This window comes from Enterococcus sp. AMC2644 (assembly GCF_058216475.1).
Map to the genome: position 1 here is coordinate 567,475 of NZ_CM177095.1, position 16,554 is coordinate 584,028.

At 33.8% G+C, this 16,554-nt stretch carries 18 protein-coding genes and 1 other annotated feature; of the genes, 2 read left to right on the forward strand and 16 right to left on the reverse strand.

Annotated features, from left to right (window positions below):
• The 13 genes from AC4BC5_RS02830 to relB form a co-directional block, all read right to left on the reverse strand.
• Positions 1-879: a carbohydrate ABC transporter permease gene (locus AC4BC5_RS02830; protein WP_490496661.1), complete on the reverse strand. Its 879-nt coding sequence runs from the start codon at positions 877-879 to the stop codon at positions 1-3.
• A 60-nt stretch (positions 880-939) separates the two neighbouring features.
• Positions 940-2,253, reverse strand: a complete 1,314-nt coding sequence (locus AC4BC5_RS02835) for an ABC transporter substrate-binding protein (protein WP_490496662.1) — start codon at positions 2,251-2,253, stop codon at positions 940-942.
• Positions 2,254-3,013: 760 nt separating this feature from the next.
• Complete coding sequence (locus tag AC4BC5_RS02840) at positions 3,014-3,994, reverse strand: LacI family DNA-binding transcriptional regulator (RefSeq protein ID WP_490496663.1); 981 nt, start codon at positions 3,992-3,994, stop codon at positions 3,014-3,016.
• Positions 3,995-4,458: 464 nt separating this feature from the next.
• A complete protein-coding gene (locus AC4BC5_RS02845; RefSeq protein WP_490496664.1) occupies positions 4,459-4,848 on the reverse strand; it encodes a DUF6157 family protein in 390 nt (129 codons plus the stop codon).
• 92 nt (positions 4,849-4,940) lie between these two features.
• Positions 4,941-5,789: a MetQ/NlpA family ABC transporter substrate-binding protein gene (locus AC4BC5_RS02850; protein WP_490496665.1), complete on the reverse strand. Its 849-nt coding sequence runs from the start codon at positions 5,787-5,789 to the stop codon at positions 4,941-4,943.
• A 94-nt stretch (positions 5,790-5,883) separates the two neighbouring features.
• Positions 5,884-6,119, reverse strand: a binding site (T-box leader).
• Between the two features lie 58 nt (positions 6,120-6,177).
• Positions 6,178-7,335 carry a GGDEF domain-containing protein gene (locus AC4BC5_RS02855; RefSeq protein WP_490496666.1) on the reverse strand — a complete coding sequence of 386 codons (1,158 nt, stop codon included), beginning with the start codon at positions 7,333-7,335 and terminating at the stop codon, positions 6,178-6,180.
• Positions 7,336-7,958: 623 nt separating this feature from the next.
• Positions 7,959-9,149, reverse strand: a complete 1,191-nt coding sequence (locus AC4BC5_RS02860) for an MFS transporter (protein ID WP_490496667.1) — start codon at positions 9,147-9,149, stop codon at positions 7,959-7,961.
• A gap of 88 nt (positions 9,150-9,237) precedes the next feature.
• Complete coding sequence (locus tag AC4BC5_RS02865; RefSeq protein ID WP_490496668.1) at positions 9,238-9,687, reverse strand: MarR family transcriptional regulator; 450 nt, start codon at positions 9,685-9,687, stop codon at positions 9,238-9,240.
• Between the two features lie 58 nt (positions 9,688-9,745).
• Complete coding sequence (locus tag AC4BC5_RS02870; RefSeq protein WP_490496669.1) at positions 9,746-10,486, reverse strand: methyltransferase domain-containing protein; 741 nt, start codon at positions 10,484-10,486, stop codon at positions 9,746-9,748.
• A gap of 109 nt (positions 10,487-10,595) precedes the next feature.
• Positions 10,596-11,405, reverse strand: a complete 810-nt coding sequence (locus AC4BC5_RS02875; protein ID WP_490496670.1) for a MetQ/NlpA family ABC transporter substrate-binding protein — start codon at positions 11,403-11,405, stop codon at positions 10,596-10,598.
• A 512-nt stretch (positions 11,406-11,917) separates the two neighbouring features.
• Positions 11,918-12,169 carry a DNA helicase UvrB gene (locus tag AC4BC5_RS02880; protein ID WP_490496671.1) on the reverse strand — a complete coding sequence of 84 codons (252 nt, stop codon included), beginning with the start codon at positions 12,167-12,169 and terminating at the stop codon, positions 11,918-11,920.
• Between the two features lie 470 nt (positions 12,170-12,639).
• Entirely contained in the window at positions 12,640-12,906 is a 267-nt protein-coding gene (locus AC4BC5_RS02885) for a type II toxin-antitoxin system RelE family toxin (RefSeq protein ID WP_490496672.1), read from the reverse strand.
• Positions 12,903-13,124: a type II toxin-antitoxin system RelB family antitoxin gene (relB, locus tag AC4BC5_RS02890; RefSeq protein WP_490496673.1), complete on the reverse strand. Its 222-nt coding sequence runs from the start codon at positions 13,122-13,124 to the stop codon at positions 12,903-12,905. Before relB ends, AC4BC5_RS02885 begins: the two co-directional genes overlap by 4 nt.
• Before the next feature lie 394 nt (positions 13,125-13,518).
• Between relB and AC4BC5_RS02895 the strand changes: the two genes are divergently transcribed.
• Positions 13,519-13,719, forward strand: a complete 201-nt coding sequence (locus AC4BC5_RS02895) for a tyrosine-type recombinase/integrase (RefSeq protein WP_490496674.1) — start codon at positions 13,519-13,521, stop codon at positions 13,717-13,719.
• A gap of 263 nt (positions 13,720-13,982) precedes the next feature.
• On the forward strand, positions 13,983-15,227 hold the full coding sequence (locus AC4BC5_RS02900; RefSeq protein WP_490497490.1) for an ISL3 family transposase: 1,245 nt from the start codon (positions 13,983-13,985) through the stop codon (positions 15,225-15,227).
• 115 nt (positions 15,228-15,342) lie between these two features.
• On the opposite strand, the gene AC4BC5_RS02905 is transcribed toward AC4BC5_RS02900, so the two are convergent.
• Genes AC4BC5_RS02905 through AC4BC5_RS02915 form a run of 3 tightly spaced genes read right to left on the reverse strand, consistent with a single transcriptional unit; the run spans position 15,343 to position 16,376 of the window.
• Complete coding sequence (locus AC4BC5_RS02905; RefSeq protein WP_490496675.1) at positions 15,343-15,648, reverse strand: DUF1292 domain-containing protein; 306 nt, start codon at positions 15,646-15,648, stop codon at positions 15,343-15,345.
• A 30-nt stretch (positions 15,649-15,678) separates the two neighbouring features.
• Positions 15,679-16,110 (reverse strand): Holliday junction resolvase RuvX, encoded by a 432-nt coding sequence (gene ruvX / locus AC4BC5_RS02910; protein WP_490496677.1) that lies wholly within the window; start codon positions 16,108-16,110, stop codon positions 15,679-15,681.
• On the reverse strand, positions 16,110-16,376 hold the full coding sequence (locus tag AC4BC5_RS02915; RefSeq protein WP_016174490.1) for an IreB family regulatory phosphoprotein: 267 nt from the start codon (positions 16,374-16,376) through the stop codon (positions 16,110-16,112). The genes ruvX and AC4BC5_RS02915 overlap by 1 nt, the downstream gene beginning before the upstream one ends.
• Positions 16,377-16,554 lie beyond the last annotated feature (178 nt).

A 16,554-nucleotide genomic window follows, 5' to 3' on the forward strand; every position in this document is an offset into this window, starting at 1 on the left:
CTAATCATCCTCCTTAATTAATTTACGTTGAGCCAGAGTAATTAAACCAATCATAGTTGTAAAAATTAACGCAATTGAGCTAGAATACCCTACCATTCTATCGGTAAAACCAGTTTGATAAATATAATAAACCATCGTCATTGTGGAATTCATTGGTCCACCTTGTGCCATAACCATTGGCTGAATGATTAACTTAAAAGCAGAAATCAAAGTTGTTAAGACAACAAAAATGGTTGTAGGTTTTAATAATGGCATTGTAATATAACGAAATTGTTGAAATTTGGAAAAACCATCAATTTCAGCGGCTTCATAAACATCATTGGGAATATTCTGCATACCGCCTAAAAAGAGAAGCATTTGATATCCTGCTCCTTGCCATGCTGATACAAAAACAATGGTATACATCGCTTGTTTCGGACTAGTCAAGAATGGTTGTGAAGGAAGACCAATTTTTGTGAGCAACGTATTAATTAATCCTTCGTTAGGATTTAACAAATACAGCCATAAAATTGAAATTACTACTAAAGACATAACTACCGGTGCAAAAAAGGCAACTTTAAAGAAAATATTTCCTTTACGTTGTTTGTTAATAATTAATGCCATTCCTAATGCAGCACCCAGTTGAACAGGAATAATCCAAATCACAAATTTTGCCGTACTCCAGATACTTTTAATAAAAATTGGGTCTTTAATCAATCGTTGGAAATTTTCTAAACCAATAAATTGTCGAGCATCAGGTGTTAATAAGTAATAATCTGTAAAAGCGTAATAAAAAACCATCCCTACTGGAATAACTAAGAAAATTGCTAGTAAAATCAATGCTGGGCTTAAAAAGCCATAGCCAACTATATTATCCTTCAATGTTGGTTTCTTGAACATGTTGCTCCCCCTTTGTTAAAAGAGTACTCTGACAGAATAATTGTCAGAGTACAATTTGTTTTATTTCAGTGAATTATCAATCGCTTGTTGCATTTCTTCAGCACGTGTATCAGCAACTTTTTGAATATCCTTGTTTTCTTCAAAATAACTTATATCTTGAATAGCTTGTTGGAATGCACGAGAAACTTGTGGATACGCTACAACTACTGGACGTGCATGGCCTGAACGTTGATTTTGCTCCATTAAAGTTCTCATTCCTTCAGAAACTTCATCTTTGATTAATTCAATTGTTGAATTACGAATTGGTAAAACACTATTTCCCAAACTCATAATACGACTCGATTCTGTGTTTGTTGCATATTTAATAAAGGCAGCTGAAGCATCTTTTTTCTCTGTTTTAGTCGTCATTGCCAATTGCCAGCTACCTGTTGGTGAGACTAACTCTTTTGTTGTATCTGAAACTGGATAAGGTAAAATACCATAGTCAATATCCTTGTAATTTTCTTCTAAATCAAAAATTGTCCATGAACCACTTAAAAGCATTGGATATTTACCTGTTTCAAAACCTTTTTCAATTGGACTAATTGTAGTGTAGCCATTTTTAACCAAGCTTTGAATAAACTCTAACGCTTCAACAGTCTTGCTATCATTGAAATAATCAGTTGCTTTTGTTCCCTCTTCATTCACTACATCGCCACCATTTGACCAAATAAATGGTGTATAAGCATAAGTTAACATTTCATCATTTGATGCAATTTGCATATCAATTGATGGCCCTTCAAAATGCTTAGTTAAAGTCTCACTAATTTTACTGAAGTCACTCCAAGTCCAAGGTTCATCAAGTGTTGGAAGTTGTTCTTCTGTAATCCCTGCTTCTTTGAACATTTCTTTATTATAGTAAACGCCTACATTTGATTCAGAAAAACCAAAAGCATACATTTTCCCATCATATGTTCCTTGTTGGATAATACTATCTAAAACATCATCCATATCAGCATCTTTTAAATACTCGTCTAGTGGAGCAATAACACCTGAGTGAGCATAAGCAGCTGTGTTGGGTCCATCTAAAGTAATAACATCTGGAAGTCCATTAGTAGTAATTGCTGCATTTACTTTATCTTCATAACCACCTCCGCTACCACTGCGAGGAATATACTCTGTTACCGCTTTGTACTTTCCTTCGTTTTCTTTATTAAAACCATCTACAATTTCTTGCCATGCAATACCTTCTGGTGTTTCATCAGAAAATTGAACCCAAATTTTAATATCCCCTGGATCACTACTTTCCTTCTTACTATTTTCTCCACCACAACCTGCCAATAATCCTATTGATAATACAGATAGTGCTGCCAAACCTAACAATTTTCGTTTCATGCGTGTTTCTCCTCCTTATTTTTGAAACGTTTCCGTTTTATCGTTAAATTGGAAACGTTTCAGTTAATAAAATGAGAATATCATTGGAAACGTTTCCTGTCAATTATTTTTTGATATTTTTTTAATAATGTTAGATTAAGCTAGATAACTCCTTCTTACTTACGTAATTCAATAATACTTCGAATAGGGGTCGATGATTAAGTAATTTCCTCACAAATTAGTTTCCTTGGAGGTGATAGATTGAATCAAAGATTCAACTACTTATCTAAAATCCATCTCTTTCGCTATCCCCTAAACCATCGGAATACTCACTCATCCCTCGTTGAGAAGGCGTTTTGGGATTGACAAAACAAAACGCTCTATTGTTTGTTTTACAAGTTCTTTTCTAACTTGAAATTTCTTTACCACAATCAAACGTATGGATTTAAACAAATATTTAGATACACAATCCAAACAATGATTGATACTTGTTTCAGTATCTTTAGCTTTTTAACCATCTGATTTTAGTGTAAAAATCACTTTTGGCCATCATTCAACTAGGAGGCAGAGACAGCAGTCTGGTATTTCCATCCGACTATTGCATGTCCTTAAAAGTGACTAAATTAATCAGTGGATTGATAATAGCCATTTGTATAATCGTTAATCGAACGACAAAGCTCTTTTCACTCATTTTTCTTGATATCTATTGGACTTATTCTTTATAATTCTTTCAGCATAGTAAAAAAGGAACAAAAATTATAGTACTTTTGTTCCTTTTTTCTCAATCATTTATTAATTTTGTTGTATTTCCTTCTTTAAAAATAACTGGTAATAGAATTCTTTTATGAAATTTTTCATTTGAAATCATAGATAATATCGTTTTAACAGAACGATAAGCCATTTCCTGGATAGGCTGGACAATTGTAGAAATAACAAATGGTTGATCTGCTGCCATTTTCACCCCATCAAAACCAATAATTTGATAGTCACTAATGGGCTCTTTTCCCAGCTTTTTCAAGACATCTATTACTCTTAACCCCATAAAATCATTTACTGAAAAAATACCATCTATTTCTTGGTGAGATTTAAAAAACTGTGTAAGTTGTTCTTCCAAATTAGTAATGGGTTCAAACATATCCAACGTGCTAGGAATAACTTCTTTTTGTAAACAAAGTTCATAGAACCCTTTTTTTCGATTGTTTGTTTCATTTGGATATGGTGACGTTCCACCAACATAAGCTAATTTTTTACAGCCGCGTTTGATTAATTCTGTTGCAGCAATTTTACCACCACTAAAGTTATCAGCTGTGACATAAGCGACTTCTTCAGAAAAATGACGATCAATACTTACAAAAGGTAAATTAGCAGATACATATTTATCAATATCGGAATAAGTAATCCCAATGATTCCATCTACTTTGCTCTGTTTCACCATTTGAATATATTCTTTTTCTTTATCAGCATTTCCATCAGAATTACACAATAGTAGTTTATAGTTGTGCTTACTCAGTTCAACTTCTACAAAATAGGCAAATTCAGAAAAAAATGGATGCCAAATTGTTGGAAGAATCAAAGCGATTGTATTACTTCTATTCGTTTTTAGACCACGAGCATATTCATCCGGTTCGTAATTTAATTCTTTAATTGCAGCAGTTACTTTTTCTCTTGTGGTATCTTTCACGCGTACACCATTAATGACTCGTGAAACCGTTCCTACACCGACCCCTGCAAGAGCAGCTACATCCTTCATTGTTGCTTTCATACCATCAGCTCCTCTCCTACTATAATAGCAGAAAATTGAAAACGGTTCTATTTTTTAACAAAAAATTCAACCTTATCATCAGTAAAGCTAACTTTTATAATACGCTTGCTAATTTATTAGCCTGTTATAAAGCAATCGGCGAAAGCAATTTAACGGTCTATTCATCTGCCAAACGATTAAAAGCTTCAATTTTATTATTTTTATCTTCTAAAGCCGTTAACGTGATAGATGAACAACGAGATTATTTTCATTACTATAACTGTCAGTATTTCCAAGACAGATTATAAGAAACCGGACTATCTAACATGGCGATATGATGATTTTTTACTCCAATGCTGTTAATGCTTCTTGATCATCCACCGCTACTTCTACTTCATTGTCTTGTAACAACCAATATTCACCAATAATTTCTCAAATGGTACAATCGTTTTCCAAAAAAATGTACCCATTCGATACATGATCGCTCATTTTTTTTGTTTCATCGCTTGAATGTGTTTCAAGTTAACATCTTTTTTTAAACACTGATATTCCCCTGACTGCATAGGGTATAGCGCCATTTTCCCTTCATGATCAAAATGTACCCCCCAACCATATTGCTTCACTAATGGCGATGCGCGAAAACAGGCTTGTCCTTTTGAAAAAAATTCTGCTTTCGTAATTCCTTTGTGGGCGGCGGTTGTTGTATATAATACTTCATCAGATGTGAGTTGATAAGGCTGATTAATCAATAATTCGTATTGCTTTCGAGCAATTGTTTTTTGCTTTCTTTCTGGGGGAATACCTGCTACTGTAACTAAACAATTTTGCGGAACTTCAATAAAGGTATTTACATAGTTCGTTGTATGAACTTTCATCGAAAACATCCTTTCTCGCTTTTTTCTACTATACCAAAACTTATTGCAAACAAAAAGAGTTGAAGTGATTCTTCAACTCTTTGCTCTTATCTCTAAAAAACTGGTACAACCGCTCCTTGATAAGTTTCATTAATATAGTCTTTTATTTTATCTGATTGTAATGCAGCAAGCAATGCTTTAATTTCTTCACTATTTTCGTTGCCAGCTTTGACAGCAACAATATTGGCATAAGTTTGAGCTGCTTCAGAGTCTTTATCTTCTTTTTGTAAAGCATCATTTTCAACATTGAAACCAGCTTCTAACGCATAATTAGCATTAATAACCGCAACATCTACATCTGATACTGCACGAGCAATTTGAGACGCATCCAATTCAACAATTTCTAATTTCTTTGGATTTTCAACAATATCCTTTGATGTCGTGTTAATATCCGCACCATCTTTTAATTTAATTAAACCAGCGGCTTCAAGTAATAATAATGCACGAGCACCATTTGTTGCATCATTAGGGATAGAAACTTTTCCACCCTCAGAAATATCATCTAATGATTTTGCTTTACCTGGATAAATTCCTAGTGGTTCAAAATGAATACTTCCAGCTGAAACTAAGTCTATCCCATGTTCTTTATTGAAGTTTTCTAAATACGGTGTATGTTGAAAGAAGTTTGCATCCAAGTCACCATCATTTAAGGCTGTATTTGGTAATACATAATCATCAAAAATTTTGATATTTAACTCAATTCCTTCTGCTGCTAAATCATCTTTAACTTGTTCTAAAATTTCAGCATGTGGAGTTGAGCTTGCGCCTACTGTTAATGTTGTTTTTTCTGATGAATTACCAGAATCCTCTGTTTGATTATCACTGCCATTTGAACAAGCAGCTAATCCTAAAAATGTTGCCCCTAAAATTCCTAACCCGATTACCTTTTTTAAACTTTTCATTATTTTGTCTCCCCTTTTTTTCTTAGTTATATTTAAGCCGTCAAACGGCGTGTTCCCTTAAACAACAAAAAAGTCCTTTCATCAGTAAAACTGACAAAAGGACGAATAATCGCGGTACCACCTTTGTTTGGAAGTAAGTACTTCCCTCAATCTATCTCCTTAATAAATAAGAAATAGTGTTCAAGATAACGATTGAACCGTTCGAAATCACCTACATATCGATGATTTATCCTCAGAGACCATCTTCATTTTTTATTGCTTAGTTCTTTTCACCAACTAGAACCTCTCTAAAAAGCCTTCAAAAATTACTCTTCTCTTCAATGGATGTATATGTTATTGAATCATAATTTACAATAGAATTAGACGTTTGTCAATCATTAAATAAGTTTTATGGTGTTTCTTCAAATAGAACAACTTTATTACGTTCTTTTTTAGCCTGATACAATGCATTATCTGCTTGAAAAAATAAATCTTTGATTCCTTTCGTTGAAGAATACTCTGCCAAACCAAAACTAGCTGTAAGTGCCAACTCTGGATGTTCCAGTATCACAATTGTTTGAAGATCCTTTTGTAAATTCAGACAATTTCTATAAGCTTCTTGTAATGTAATATCTTGAAACAACAAACAAAATTCATCCCCACCAAAGCGATACGCGACATGCTTTGAAGCTTTTTGATTAATAATAGTTGCAAAAGACTTCAAACATTGATCTCCTATATAATGACCATAATGATCATTTATTTTTTTAAAGTTATCAATATCTGTAACTGCTAAGACATAGCGTGGTGATAACAGTTGCTCATTTAATTGACTCAAATCCGTATTGAATGCCAACCGGTTAAAAATACCTGTCAATTCATCAATATGTAATTGTCGTTCAAGTTCATAACGATCTAGCTCTAAGTTAATACTAGCAATGTTTTTCCTTTGCAGATAATACATCCCTGTCGTACAAATCAGAGTAAACATAACCAACAAGGCAAAAATTAAAACTATTCCTAACAAACGTAAAGGTGATTCAAAAACAGTATGCTGATAAGGATTCCACGGAATAATAAACTCTGCACTTAAAAACAAGACAATACTTAACATACCTGTTCGCATCGTTAATTGAGGTTCCGCATAAATTCCTGTAATAACAATTGGTAAAATGTATAATGCGTAAACTGGTGAAGAGATATTATGAATGGTTGTAATCACAAAACTAATTAAGACAAACATAATAGAGACACTATATAATCGTTGCATATGTGAGAGTTGCTGGTTTTTCATCAGCATATATCCTGTCGCCAATAAGAGAATATTACTAACCGTAGGGATAATTAAATATTTCAGAAAATAAATAGTTGGTGGAGTCGTCAATAATTGTTGTTTTAGCACAATAACACTCACCACAAGTTCAATACAAAGTGCTGCTAAAACAAAAGCTACGGCTATTTTATAATGAAACCCTAGCCACTCCGCATTAATTCGTTCATATTCTTTTTCCAATTCAACTATTCGAGTAGTCGTAAATTGATTATTATTGTCTTCACGTTTCCCCATAGATTATCCCGTCCTTTCTCCATTCACAAACCATCAGTGTCTTGTCCTTATTTTAAACTATCTATAAAAATTATAGGGCGTGTCTGAAAACGACTTTGTCAGGACAAAAAATGGCGACTACATGGATAAAAATCAACTAAGAAATAGTCCGTTTTTCATAATGCACCACAATACAACAGAATTAGTTGGGTTTATTTAAAAACCATTTGACCAGATGTCTCTGTTTATCACACTAGATAGCCACAATTTACTGATTTCTTAGTGATTTAGCTCATTGTGTGACTACTGTTCAAAAATTGGTCAGTGCAATGTTGGTAAATAGGGAACACTTCCACTGCTCATCACTCAATTCATATTGTTTTGTTGCCATTTTAATCAGTTTCCTATTTCATTATATCATGAGAAGTTGATTAGTTTTAAGACACACTCTTTAAAAATAACAATTTTTGACGTTTAATTTTCAAAAAGGCTGATGTAGCAGTTACTTAATTTTGATTTAACTGCAACTTCTTGATGCACGAATCTATTTCACAAGTGCTTACTCTAATATGATTGACTCTTTTAATTACATTTGATATTTATCATAAAAAAAAACGAAACTCTCGAAAGAATCTCGTTTTCTTTTATTGTTCCTTGGTTAAAATCACTCCTGCAATGCTAATTAAAATAATCCCCATAAATGCAGGCATTGTGTGACCAATTATTGCATAGAATTGACCACCAATCACTGGACCAATTACTCTTGCAAGAGCTTGTATACTCTGTGCGCCACCTTGCACTCGTCCTTGTTCGCTAGCAGTTACTGATTTAGAAAGCATGCTATTAAAGGCTGGACCAAAAATAGCATCTCCAAGGCCAAATGAAATCACACCGATGATGAATATTGGAACTACCAAAAAAATTGCTGATAATGCAATCAAACCATAACCGATGATTTCACTAATCATACCTAAAATCGCTATTTGCTTATCAGACAATTTCGTTAACAATTGTGGCATAATAAATGCTTGAGAGAAAATATCTAAAATTCCTAAAATTGAAAAAAGCATACCAATAAATGCTGGTTTCCAAGTAAACGTATCAATTGAAAACTGAGAGAAAATAGCCTGTAGTGAACCATTAGGTAACCAGATAAAAAAGCCCGTGAGTAACAACCATTTTACAGATCTTAGCGTCAGCAAATTCATTATTTCGTGCAATGGATTCAGTTGTTGAATTGGAATATGTGTTAAGCGTTGCTCTGTATTTAATGTTTCAGGCATAAAAAAATAACCATAAATGGCATTCACTAACGTAATAATTACGCCTGCATACATTGGGACGCTATTGCCAAATGTTGCTAGAAAGCCACCTAAAGTTTGACCAATCGCCGTACCAACACCAACCAATGCACTAATCCAACCAAAATATTTCGTGCGCTCACTCGTCGGTGTAATATCGGAAAAATAGGCAAAGATAGCTGAAATTTCACCGCCAGTTACACCTTCAATTAAGCGACCTATAAATAAAGTCGTTAAGGAACCGCCCAAACCAAATATAAGATAGCCGATTGCAGATCCCAATAAGCTTAGAATCATAACTGGACGACGACCATAACAGTCGCTTAAATTTCCTAATACAGGTGCTGCTAAAAAAACTGCAAAGGCATAGGTTGCCAATAATAATGTCACTACTGTTGCTTGACTATGGGCATTTACAGTATACGTTTCAACAATAAATGGTAGCACAGGACTAATAATCGTCAATCCTAAACCTGTAAGAAAAACGGAAATAAAACCAAATATTACTGCATGTTTATTCATTGGTACATTCATCAAATCACTCCTTATTGTTTCCTTGGTAACAAAAACAACTTTAACTCCATTTTGTTTCCTTGTCAACAATTATAGAATAAAAAAAATATCACTTATGAGCGATATTTTTTAAATGATGACGATAACGTCCGATAAAACGAAATATCGTATCAAACTCTTCATCTGTCATATATTGAAATACAGCTTTATCTCTCTCTAGAAATACTTGATGCAATTCTTGGTGAATCTGATTAATGGCTTGTCCCGCTTCAGTCAACTGAAAATAAATTTCTTTTTTATTTTCAGCTTGTTGATAGCTTTCAATTAGTTCTTTTTTCATCAACTTTTTGGTTAATTTACTAATAGCGCCACGTGTCATGTAACTAGCAGCCGCTAACTTCGTAACATTTGCATAAGGAATGAATGCAATATGTTCCATCAATTCGATTTCGCTTAATGTATAATCACTTAATGTTTTTTCTAGTACGGGTTTATTTAACCACGTAATTTCATGGCACAAGTCCATTAACTCACTAACTAATTGTTGTCGTTGATCCATGATATCCCTTCTTTCCAAACAAGCATAGCAAGTTTTCCAAACGATTGCAAATCTGCTCTTATTTGTGTGCGACAACACGTAATCGACGGTAATCCGCAATCCAATGGTTTCCTTGCCATAATTTTTCATAGGCATTTTCAACAAAATCTGCGATGATTTGCTTCTGTTTTTCTTTCGAAAACATAGCTAATTCGGTTTCAAAAAATTGTCTTCCCCAAATTGCTAATCCCTGTTCACCATCAGATAAAATAGTCGGTCGATCATAATCAAAAATAGTATCAATTATAAAGCCTTGATTTTCAAGTAGTTTCGCAAAATCTACTGTTTTAGGAAAAGTAAACTTCGACTGATACGTATAACCAGATTTTTCTAAAGCTAGTTGAAAGCTTTTTTCAATTATTTGAATGTTTCCGTCTGCTCCAAACTCACAAATGAGCTGACCATTTTTTGCTAAAACTTGATAAATGGACGACAATAATTGTTGATGATTGTTAATCCAATGAAAGACTGCATTTGAGAAGATAATGTCCCACTCTTTTTTAAAAGTGAGGTTTTGAGCATCCATAACTTTAAATGTTAATTCTGGGTAAGATTTTCTAGCTTGGGCAATCATTTCAACAGAACCATCTACACCAAGAACCTTCCCATAATTTGCTAGTTGTTCAGTTAAGGTTCCTGTTCCACAACCTAAATCAAGAATGCATTGTTCCTCTTTTAACGGAATGAGCGTCAATAAATCTTTCCCGTATTCCGCAACAAAATCGTGATGTTGATCATAAGTCAGTGCATTCCATTTCATTTTATCTCCTCCAATAAAAAATTAGACTAACTATATCATATTCTGTTTTACTTTATAAGAATTTTCTTAACAAAAAGACTACCTTTCGCAAAAAGGTAGTCTTTTTCATTTAATCCCAAGAAGGAATCACCGCACCACGATATTTGTCCAAAATAAATTCTTTCACTTCTTCTGTTTGATAATACTCTAAAAATTCTTGGAAAATTTCTTCATCAGCGTCTTCTTTACGTGTTACTAAATAGTTGGCTTGTTTTAAATCTTCTGAGTTTTCAACAAAAAGTGCAGACTCATCTGGGAAATAACCGGCATCAATGGCATAATTCGAATTTACTACTGCAAAATCTAAATCTTTTAATCGTAATAAGAGTTGCGCTGCATCAACTAGAATAAATTCCAAGTCGTATGGATTTTCTTTGACATCATTAACTGTCACTTCTTGTCCTACACCATCTGGTAAAGTAATTAATCCAGCATCTTGTAAAACTAGTAACGCACGACCTTCTTGTGTTGCTGAATTAGGAAGTCCTACTTTTGCACCTTTTTTCACTTCGTCTAATGATGTTAAGGAATCTGAGTACACTGCCATTGGTAATGTAATCGTTGGTGATAAAGGCTCTAATTCAAAGCCTTCTGTCTGAACAATTTCGGTTAAATATGGTTTTGTTTGAAATAAGTTTGCATCCAAATCACCATCTGCTAAAGCACGATTAGGTGCAACAAAGTCATCAAATACCTTTACTTCAATTTCGAAACCATCTTTACTTGCAGATTCTTGGACATGTTTAATAATTTCCTCATGTGGACCACTTGTCACACCAATTGTTAACGGTTGTTCAATCGCACTGGTTTCTTTTTTACCACAAGCCCCTACTAAAAATAATACACTTAATCCTAATCCTAAAAACACCTGTTTCTTCATTTTCTTTCCCCCTTATAATGTTTGTTCCAATAAAAAAGCCCTCACTTAAACAACTGTTTAAGCAAGGACGTATTCCAATACGTGTTACCACCTAGATTTAGAAAAATGTCGCCATTTTTCCCTTATACAGTACGGGAATTTTTCCGATACCGTTGCATGTTTAACGGGTGCATCCGTCACGACTTAATGTTGCCACTCGGCCGTGCCACTTAGAATAATTCTGAATAAAGACCATTTTCCATTGTTCACCTATTACTCGCTTGCAGCATTTACGAGCTCTCTTTGAATGGTTCCGAATGTACTTATCTTCATGAGTGTTTAATGAGATTCAATTAGAACAATCTCATCTTACCAAAACAATACTTCTCTGTCAATATTTTAGAATATTCCCATGAAAGTTACAGATTAAGTCAACGCTCACATAGCATTTCTCTATAATGCTTCTTTCCCTTATGGCTTCAGATGATTGGTCAAAATATCAATCATTAAACTTCATTCTGTGTAGAAGATAGTTATTTTTTATTATTCATTCTTTCATACACATCAACAACATGTTTATCTTGTTTTTTTGTACCCGCATAAAATGCAAGACACACCGCTACTTCACTAATTACAAATTCCCAAACAGACCAATGAAAAAAAATCGTCAGCGCTAGTATTATAATTCCTGAAATTGCAAGAACTGCATCTTTGGTTCCAATAACCAATCTTAATTGAGTGTTCATAAAACTAATTCCCCCATTATTTTGAAACATTAATTCCATTCTACCACTCTATAGTAATTGATACACTCAAAATACGTTTTATTTAGGTTTCACTTTGGCAAACGAGACATGCTTATTCATAAAACATGCTCCTTTTAACATCTTATAAAATGGTCCCAGTATAAAGATGTTGCTGTTTTATTCACTTACTTCTCTGCATAAAAAAGGAGAAACTTTGATATATCAAGGTTTCTCCACTCTCTTCAGACTATTCTTCAGCCATGAAATCATGTTCAATAAGAATAACTAAGGATAGTTGAAATATCAATATTTACTAGATAAGTTTAATTTACTTTTGTCTCTACGAAAAGCTGTCTAAAGTTTGATACTAGCACCAGTTACTAATTGATTTATAATTATAAATTTTCCATTTCGTATTCATTTTCTGATTTATTATATCATATGATAATGAACTCTTTTCATATTGGTAAAATACTTACTTTACCAACAAAAAGACATAGAAGGATCTATTATTTATAGATATCCCGTCTATGTCCAATGGTTAATATTAATATTGTCACAACATCTTCGTTAATATCTGATATGATACGGTAATCTCCTACTCTATATCTCCAGTACCCACTCATATCACCAGTTAATCCTTTCCCATGATCTCTGGGGTTATCGCAATTTACTAGATTTTTCTCTATCCAGTTGAGAATTATACGAGCCTGAAATTTATCCATTTTCCGTAGCTCTTTTGCTGCTTTTGATTCATATTTTACCTGGTAACTCATAAGCCCAGTTGAGCCTTCATTTCTTCATGACTAATACTTTCATCATTTTCATTGTGGGCTTTTATTAATTCTAAGTAAGTATTATAATCCATTCTCTCTTCAGCAGCATTAATAGCTTGTTGACGTACAAAGTCTGACAATGAAACATTTTCAAATTGAGATATTTTTTCTAAAAAATTTTTTTCATCTTGTGTAACTCTAAATGTGATTGTGGACATACTACTCATCTCCTTTACCACATCGTAAGACATATGTATTACAAAGTCAACAAATTTTTTTATCTTTGTAAACATCCTTATAACTCTTTAATAAAAAATAACTAGGTGCATATATTTTCTACTAGTCTCATGCTAATTATCTTTTCTAGTGTTAGAGCATATACCAAAAATAAAAACTAATATTTCAATGGATAATTTTTCTTGAAACAATCCATATGTTTGAAAAGTTGAATCATGCTGTAATAAAGGTGTGAAAACTAGAAGATGGTTTAGTGTATCTATCACAAAATCCACTACCTGTGATGAGGTAGTGGGTTTTTTCGTTAGTGCGAATCTAACATGTGGTTTTGTTAACACTTATGCCTGTATTCATCATCTTTATCTTAACCAATGATTGGTCTTAGTATCAAATCCAACCAAGTTCAATAAATGGATTTTGCCAAAATATGATGATTTACAAATTAAGGAAATCTCTGTAAAACACATTCAAAAAATTTTAAATGAATGGGCTAAAATGACCGATTCATATGAAGCTCTACAATACTCATCTAACAAAAGAAACCAAAGAAAAAACCGTAGAAACTCTAGCTGCTAGTCACCTGAATTTCTAACGGAACGTATTCAATCTCGTATTCAAAAAAACATATAAAAAAGCTGAACCCTTATCTACCGGCTCTATAATATATGGGACTGATGAATCAGAAATGATTCTTCAGTCCCATCTTTCATTTTAGGTATTAAAAAACATATCGTTCTCCAGTATGATTAAATCACGACAAATAATTAACTGAGAGGACGATATGCTCTATGAATGATTCTATCAAAAAAATGCTACGAATTACAGATAAATAGTTAACAATTAATGATGTGACGTATGAAATGTGCCATCGTAAACAACACCTTGTCATTGAAGCCACCCTTTCTCCCTCTGCTCATGCTTGTACGAATTGTGGTTCTTCAGTGATTGATGGGACAGGCAAGACCATCGTTGTCAAAAATGGCACAAAGAAAACCGTCGTCCGTTTTGATCAGTACCATCACATGCCACTAGTGATGCATCTAAAAAAACAACGATATACATGTAAAAATTGCCACCATCATTGGACTGCCCAAAGTCACTTCGTTCGTCCAAGACATTCTATTTCCAATCAGGTGAAATTCAAAATTATCTCTTTATTGACCGAGAAGGTTTCATTGTCTTTTATTGCCAAGTTGTGCCATGTTTCTTTGCCCACTGTCATTCGTACATTAAAAGAATTAAAAAGCTATTTACCGAATCATTCAAAGAAGAGCCTTCCTAAAGTGCTCATGGTCGATGAGTTTCGCTCGCATACTTCTTTAGAAGACAAAATGAGTTTCATTTGTGCAGATGGGGAAACTGGTCAATTAATCGATATTTTGCCTTCAAGAAAACTGACACGATTAACCACCTATTTTCTACAGTGTGCCAACCCCAAAGCCGTGGCGTTTTTAGTGACTGATATGAATGCCGCTTACTTTCAACTAACAAAAACCGTTTTTCCTAATGCCAAATTAGTGATTGATCGTTTTCACATCGTCAAACACATGAATCAAGCATTTCAAGATTTTCGTGTCCGGTTGATGAAAGAACTCGACACATCTGGGCGTAAAACGGAGGCTCAAAAATTAAAAGCGAACTGGCGCTACCTTACTAAAAATAGGCAAAGAATCAATCACTCCGAATACAAGACATGGCGGAGTTTCCGTGCACCTAAATATCCATTCCTTACCGAAGCAATGATGATAGACCGACTACTTGCCTATTCCGCTCCTTTGAAGGCAGCCTATGATATCTTTCATGAATTGACAGATGCTTTTCGAGACAAGGATCCTCAGCTTTTTTTCACACAGCTAAAAGAACTTCCAGAGACATTAGACGAGACGTTTCGAAACAAACTACAAAATCTTTTGGATTATGAAGAAGGGATTCGAAATGCCATGATTTACTCTTATTCGAATGGGAAAATAGAAGCGAAGAATACACATATAAAAACCTTAAAACGCGTATCTTATGGATTTAAATCATTTGAGAATATGAAAATAAGAATCTTTCTGATCAATCAATTGATTAAAGTAACATAACAAAAAAATCCAAACCAGAAGTTCTCACGTTCTGGTTTGGATTTACCTCAATCGAACTCATCAGTCCTTATTGACAAAGAGCCTATCTACCAAGGGTTCAGCTAGCATTTAAAGCTTATTCTTCTTCTTCAGCCATGAACGTATTAAATACTTCTTCAATCATGTCCCATTCTTTGTCTGTTTTAATTTCTTCTAAATCGCCTTCTGTACCATCTGCATTTTCAATGTAAGCATACGCTTGTAATTCTACTTCTTCATCTTCTGGTACGCCAGCTGGATATAATAATACATAATTGCGTCCGAATTCTTCTTCACCGTCAATTGTTAATAAGATTTCGTAAAGTGTTTCATTTCCTTGGTCATCTACTAAAGTAATGTGTTCATGTCCTTCGTGGTTATGATCATGTGTATGTTCTGTCATGTTCTATCTTCCTCTTTCCATATACTAAATTTAAAATAATTTTTTGCCGGGGCCATCTAAATAGTTTTGTAAAATCATAACTGCTGCTAATTTATCAATGACTTTTTTACGTTTCGCACGTGATGTATTGGCTTGTTCAACCAACATCCGTTCTGCTTGGACAGTTGTTAATCGTTCGTCTTGATAGGCAACAGGGATATGATAAAGTTCTTCAATTTGTTTACCATAAGCCATAGAAGCTTCGGCTCTTGGACCAATCGTGTTATTCATATTTTTAGGAAGACCTACGACAAATTGATTTACTTCATATTGATCAACAAGTTCTTTTAATCGATCAAAGCCAAAATCGCCTTTATCTTCATTAATTCGAATAATTTCAACACCTTGAGCGGTCCATCCCATCGGATCACTCACCGCAATTCCTACTGTTCGTGAACCAACGTCTAGTCCCATCACTCTCATTATAGGTCGACTCCATGATTTTCTAAGTAGAAACGAATTAACACTTCTAAAATTTCATCACGTTCATGCCGACGAATCAAATTACGAGCCTCGCGATAACGAGGAATATAAGCCGGGTCTCCAGAAAGCAAGTAACCTACGATTTGGTTAATTGGATTGTACCCTTTTTCTTCTAGTGCACTGTACACAATCGCTAAAGTTTCACTTACTTCTTTTTTTCGACTATCATCAAAATCAAAACGTACCGTTTCATCTGTAAAACCCATTAATATGACACCTCTTTCTCCGAATAAGTTTGCGACTTCTCCTTGTCTATTGTACTAAACATCACCAGAAACTACAAACAAATACTTTACTTTTATCTTACTATAATTTATTTTTGTGATAAATTTATGAATTTACTGCTAGTTTTTTATTTCCCATTATTTTACTGTAAAAATAACA

What these genes read in the sequence shown, in the direction of transcription:
- AC4BC5_RS02905 (WP_490496675.1), bottom strand. Translation starts at nt 15,648, where the DNA reads ATGACAGAACATACACATGATCATAACCACGAAGGACATGAACACATT.
- AC4BC5_RS02855 (WP_490496666.1), bottom strand. Translation starts at nt 7,335, where the DNA reads ATGGGGAAACGTGAAGACAATAATAATCAATTTACGACTACTCGAATA.
- AC4BC5_RS02915 (WP_016174490.1), bottom strand. Translation starts at nt 16,376, where the DNA reads ATGGGTTTTACAGATGAAACGGTACGTTTTGATTTTGATGATAGTCGA.
- AC4BC5_RS02830 (WP_490496661.1), bottom strand. Translation starts at nt 879, where the DNA reads ATGTTCAAGAAACCAACATTGAAGGATAATATAGTTGGCTATGGCTTT.
- relB (WP_490496673.1), bottom strand. Translation starts at nt 13,124, where the DNA reads ATGTCCACAATCACATTTAGAGTTACACAAGATGAAAAAAATTTTTTA.
- AC4BC5_RS02850 (WP_490496665.1), bottom strand. Translation starts at nt 5,789, where the DNA reads ATGAAAAGTTTAAAAAAGGTAATCGGGTTAGGAATTTTAGGGGCAACA.
- AC4BC5_RS02880 (WP_490496671.1), bottom strand. Translation starts at nt 12,169, where the DNA reads ATGGAATTAATGTTTCAAAATAATGGGGGAATTAGTTTTATGAACACT.
- AC4BC5_RS02865 (WP_490496668.1), bottom strand. Translation starts at nt 9,687, where the DNA reads ATGGATCAACGACAACAATTAGTTAGTGAGTTAATGGACTTGTGCCAT.
- AC4BC5_RS02840 (WP_490496663.1), bottom strand. Translation starts at nt 3,994, where the DNA reads ATGAAAGCAACAATGAAGGATGTAGCTGCTCTTGCAGGGGTCGGTGTA.
- AC4BC5_RS02870 (WP_490496669.1), bottom strand. Translation starts at nt 10,486, where the DNA reads ATGAAATGGAATGCACTGACTTATGATCAACATCACGATTTTGTTGCG.
- AC4BC5_RS02860 (WP_490496667.1), bottom strand. Translation starts at nt 9,149, where the DNA reads ATGAATGTACCAATGAATAAACATGCAGTAATATTTGGTTTTATTTCC.
- AC4BC5_RS02835 (WP_490496662.1), bottom strand. Translation starts at nt 2,253, where the DNA reads ATGAAACGAAAATTGTTAGGTTTGGCAGCACTATCTGTATTATCAATA.
- AC4BC5_RS02845 (WP_490496664.1), bottom strand. Translation starts at nt 4,848, where the DNA reads ATGAAAGTTCATACAACGAACTATGTAAATACCTTTATTGAAGTTCCG.
- AC4BC5_RS02885 (WP_490496672.1), bottom strand. Translation starts at nt 12,906, where the DNA reads ATGAGTTACCAGGTAAAATATGAATCAAAAGCAGCAAAAGAGCTACGG.
- AC4BC5_RS02875 (WP_490496670.1), bottom strand. Translation starts at nt 11,405, where the DNA reads ATGAAGAAACAGGTGTTTTTAGGATTAGGATTAAGTGTATTATTTTTA.
- ruvX (WP_490496677.1), bottom strand. Translation starts at nt 16,110, where the DNA reads ATGAGAGTGATGGGACTAGACGTTGGTTCACGAACAGTAGGAATTGCG.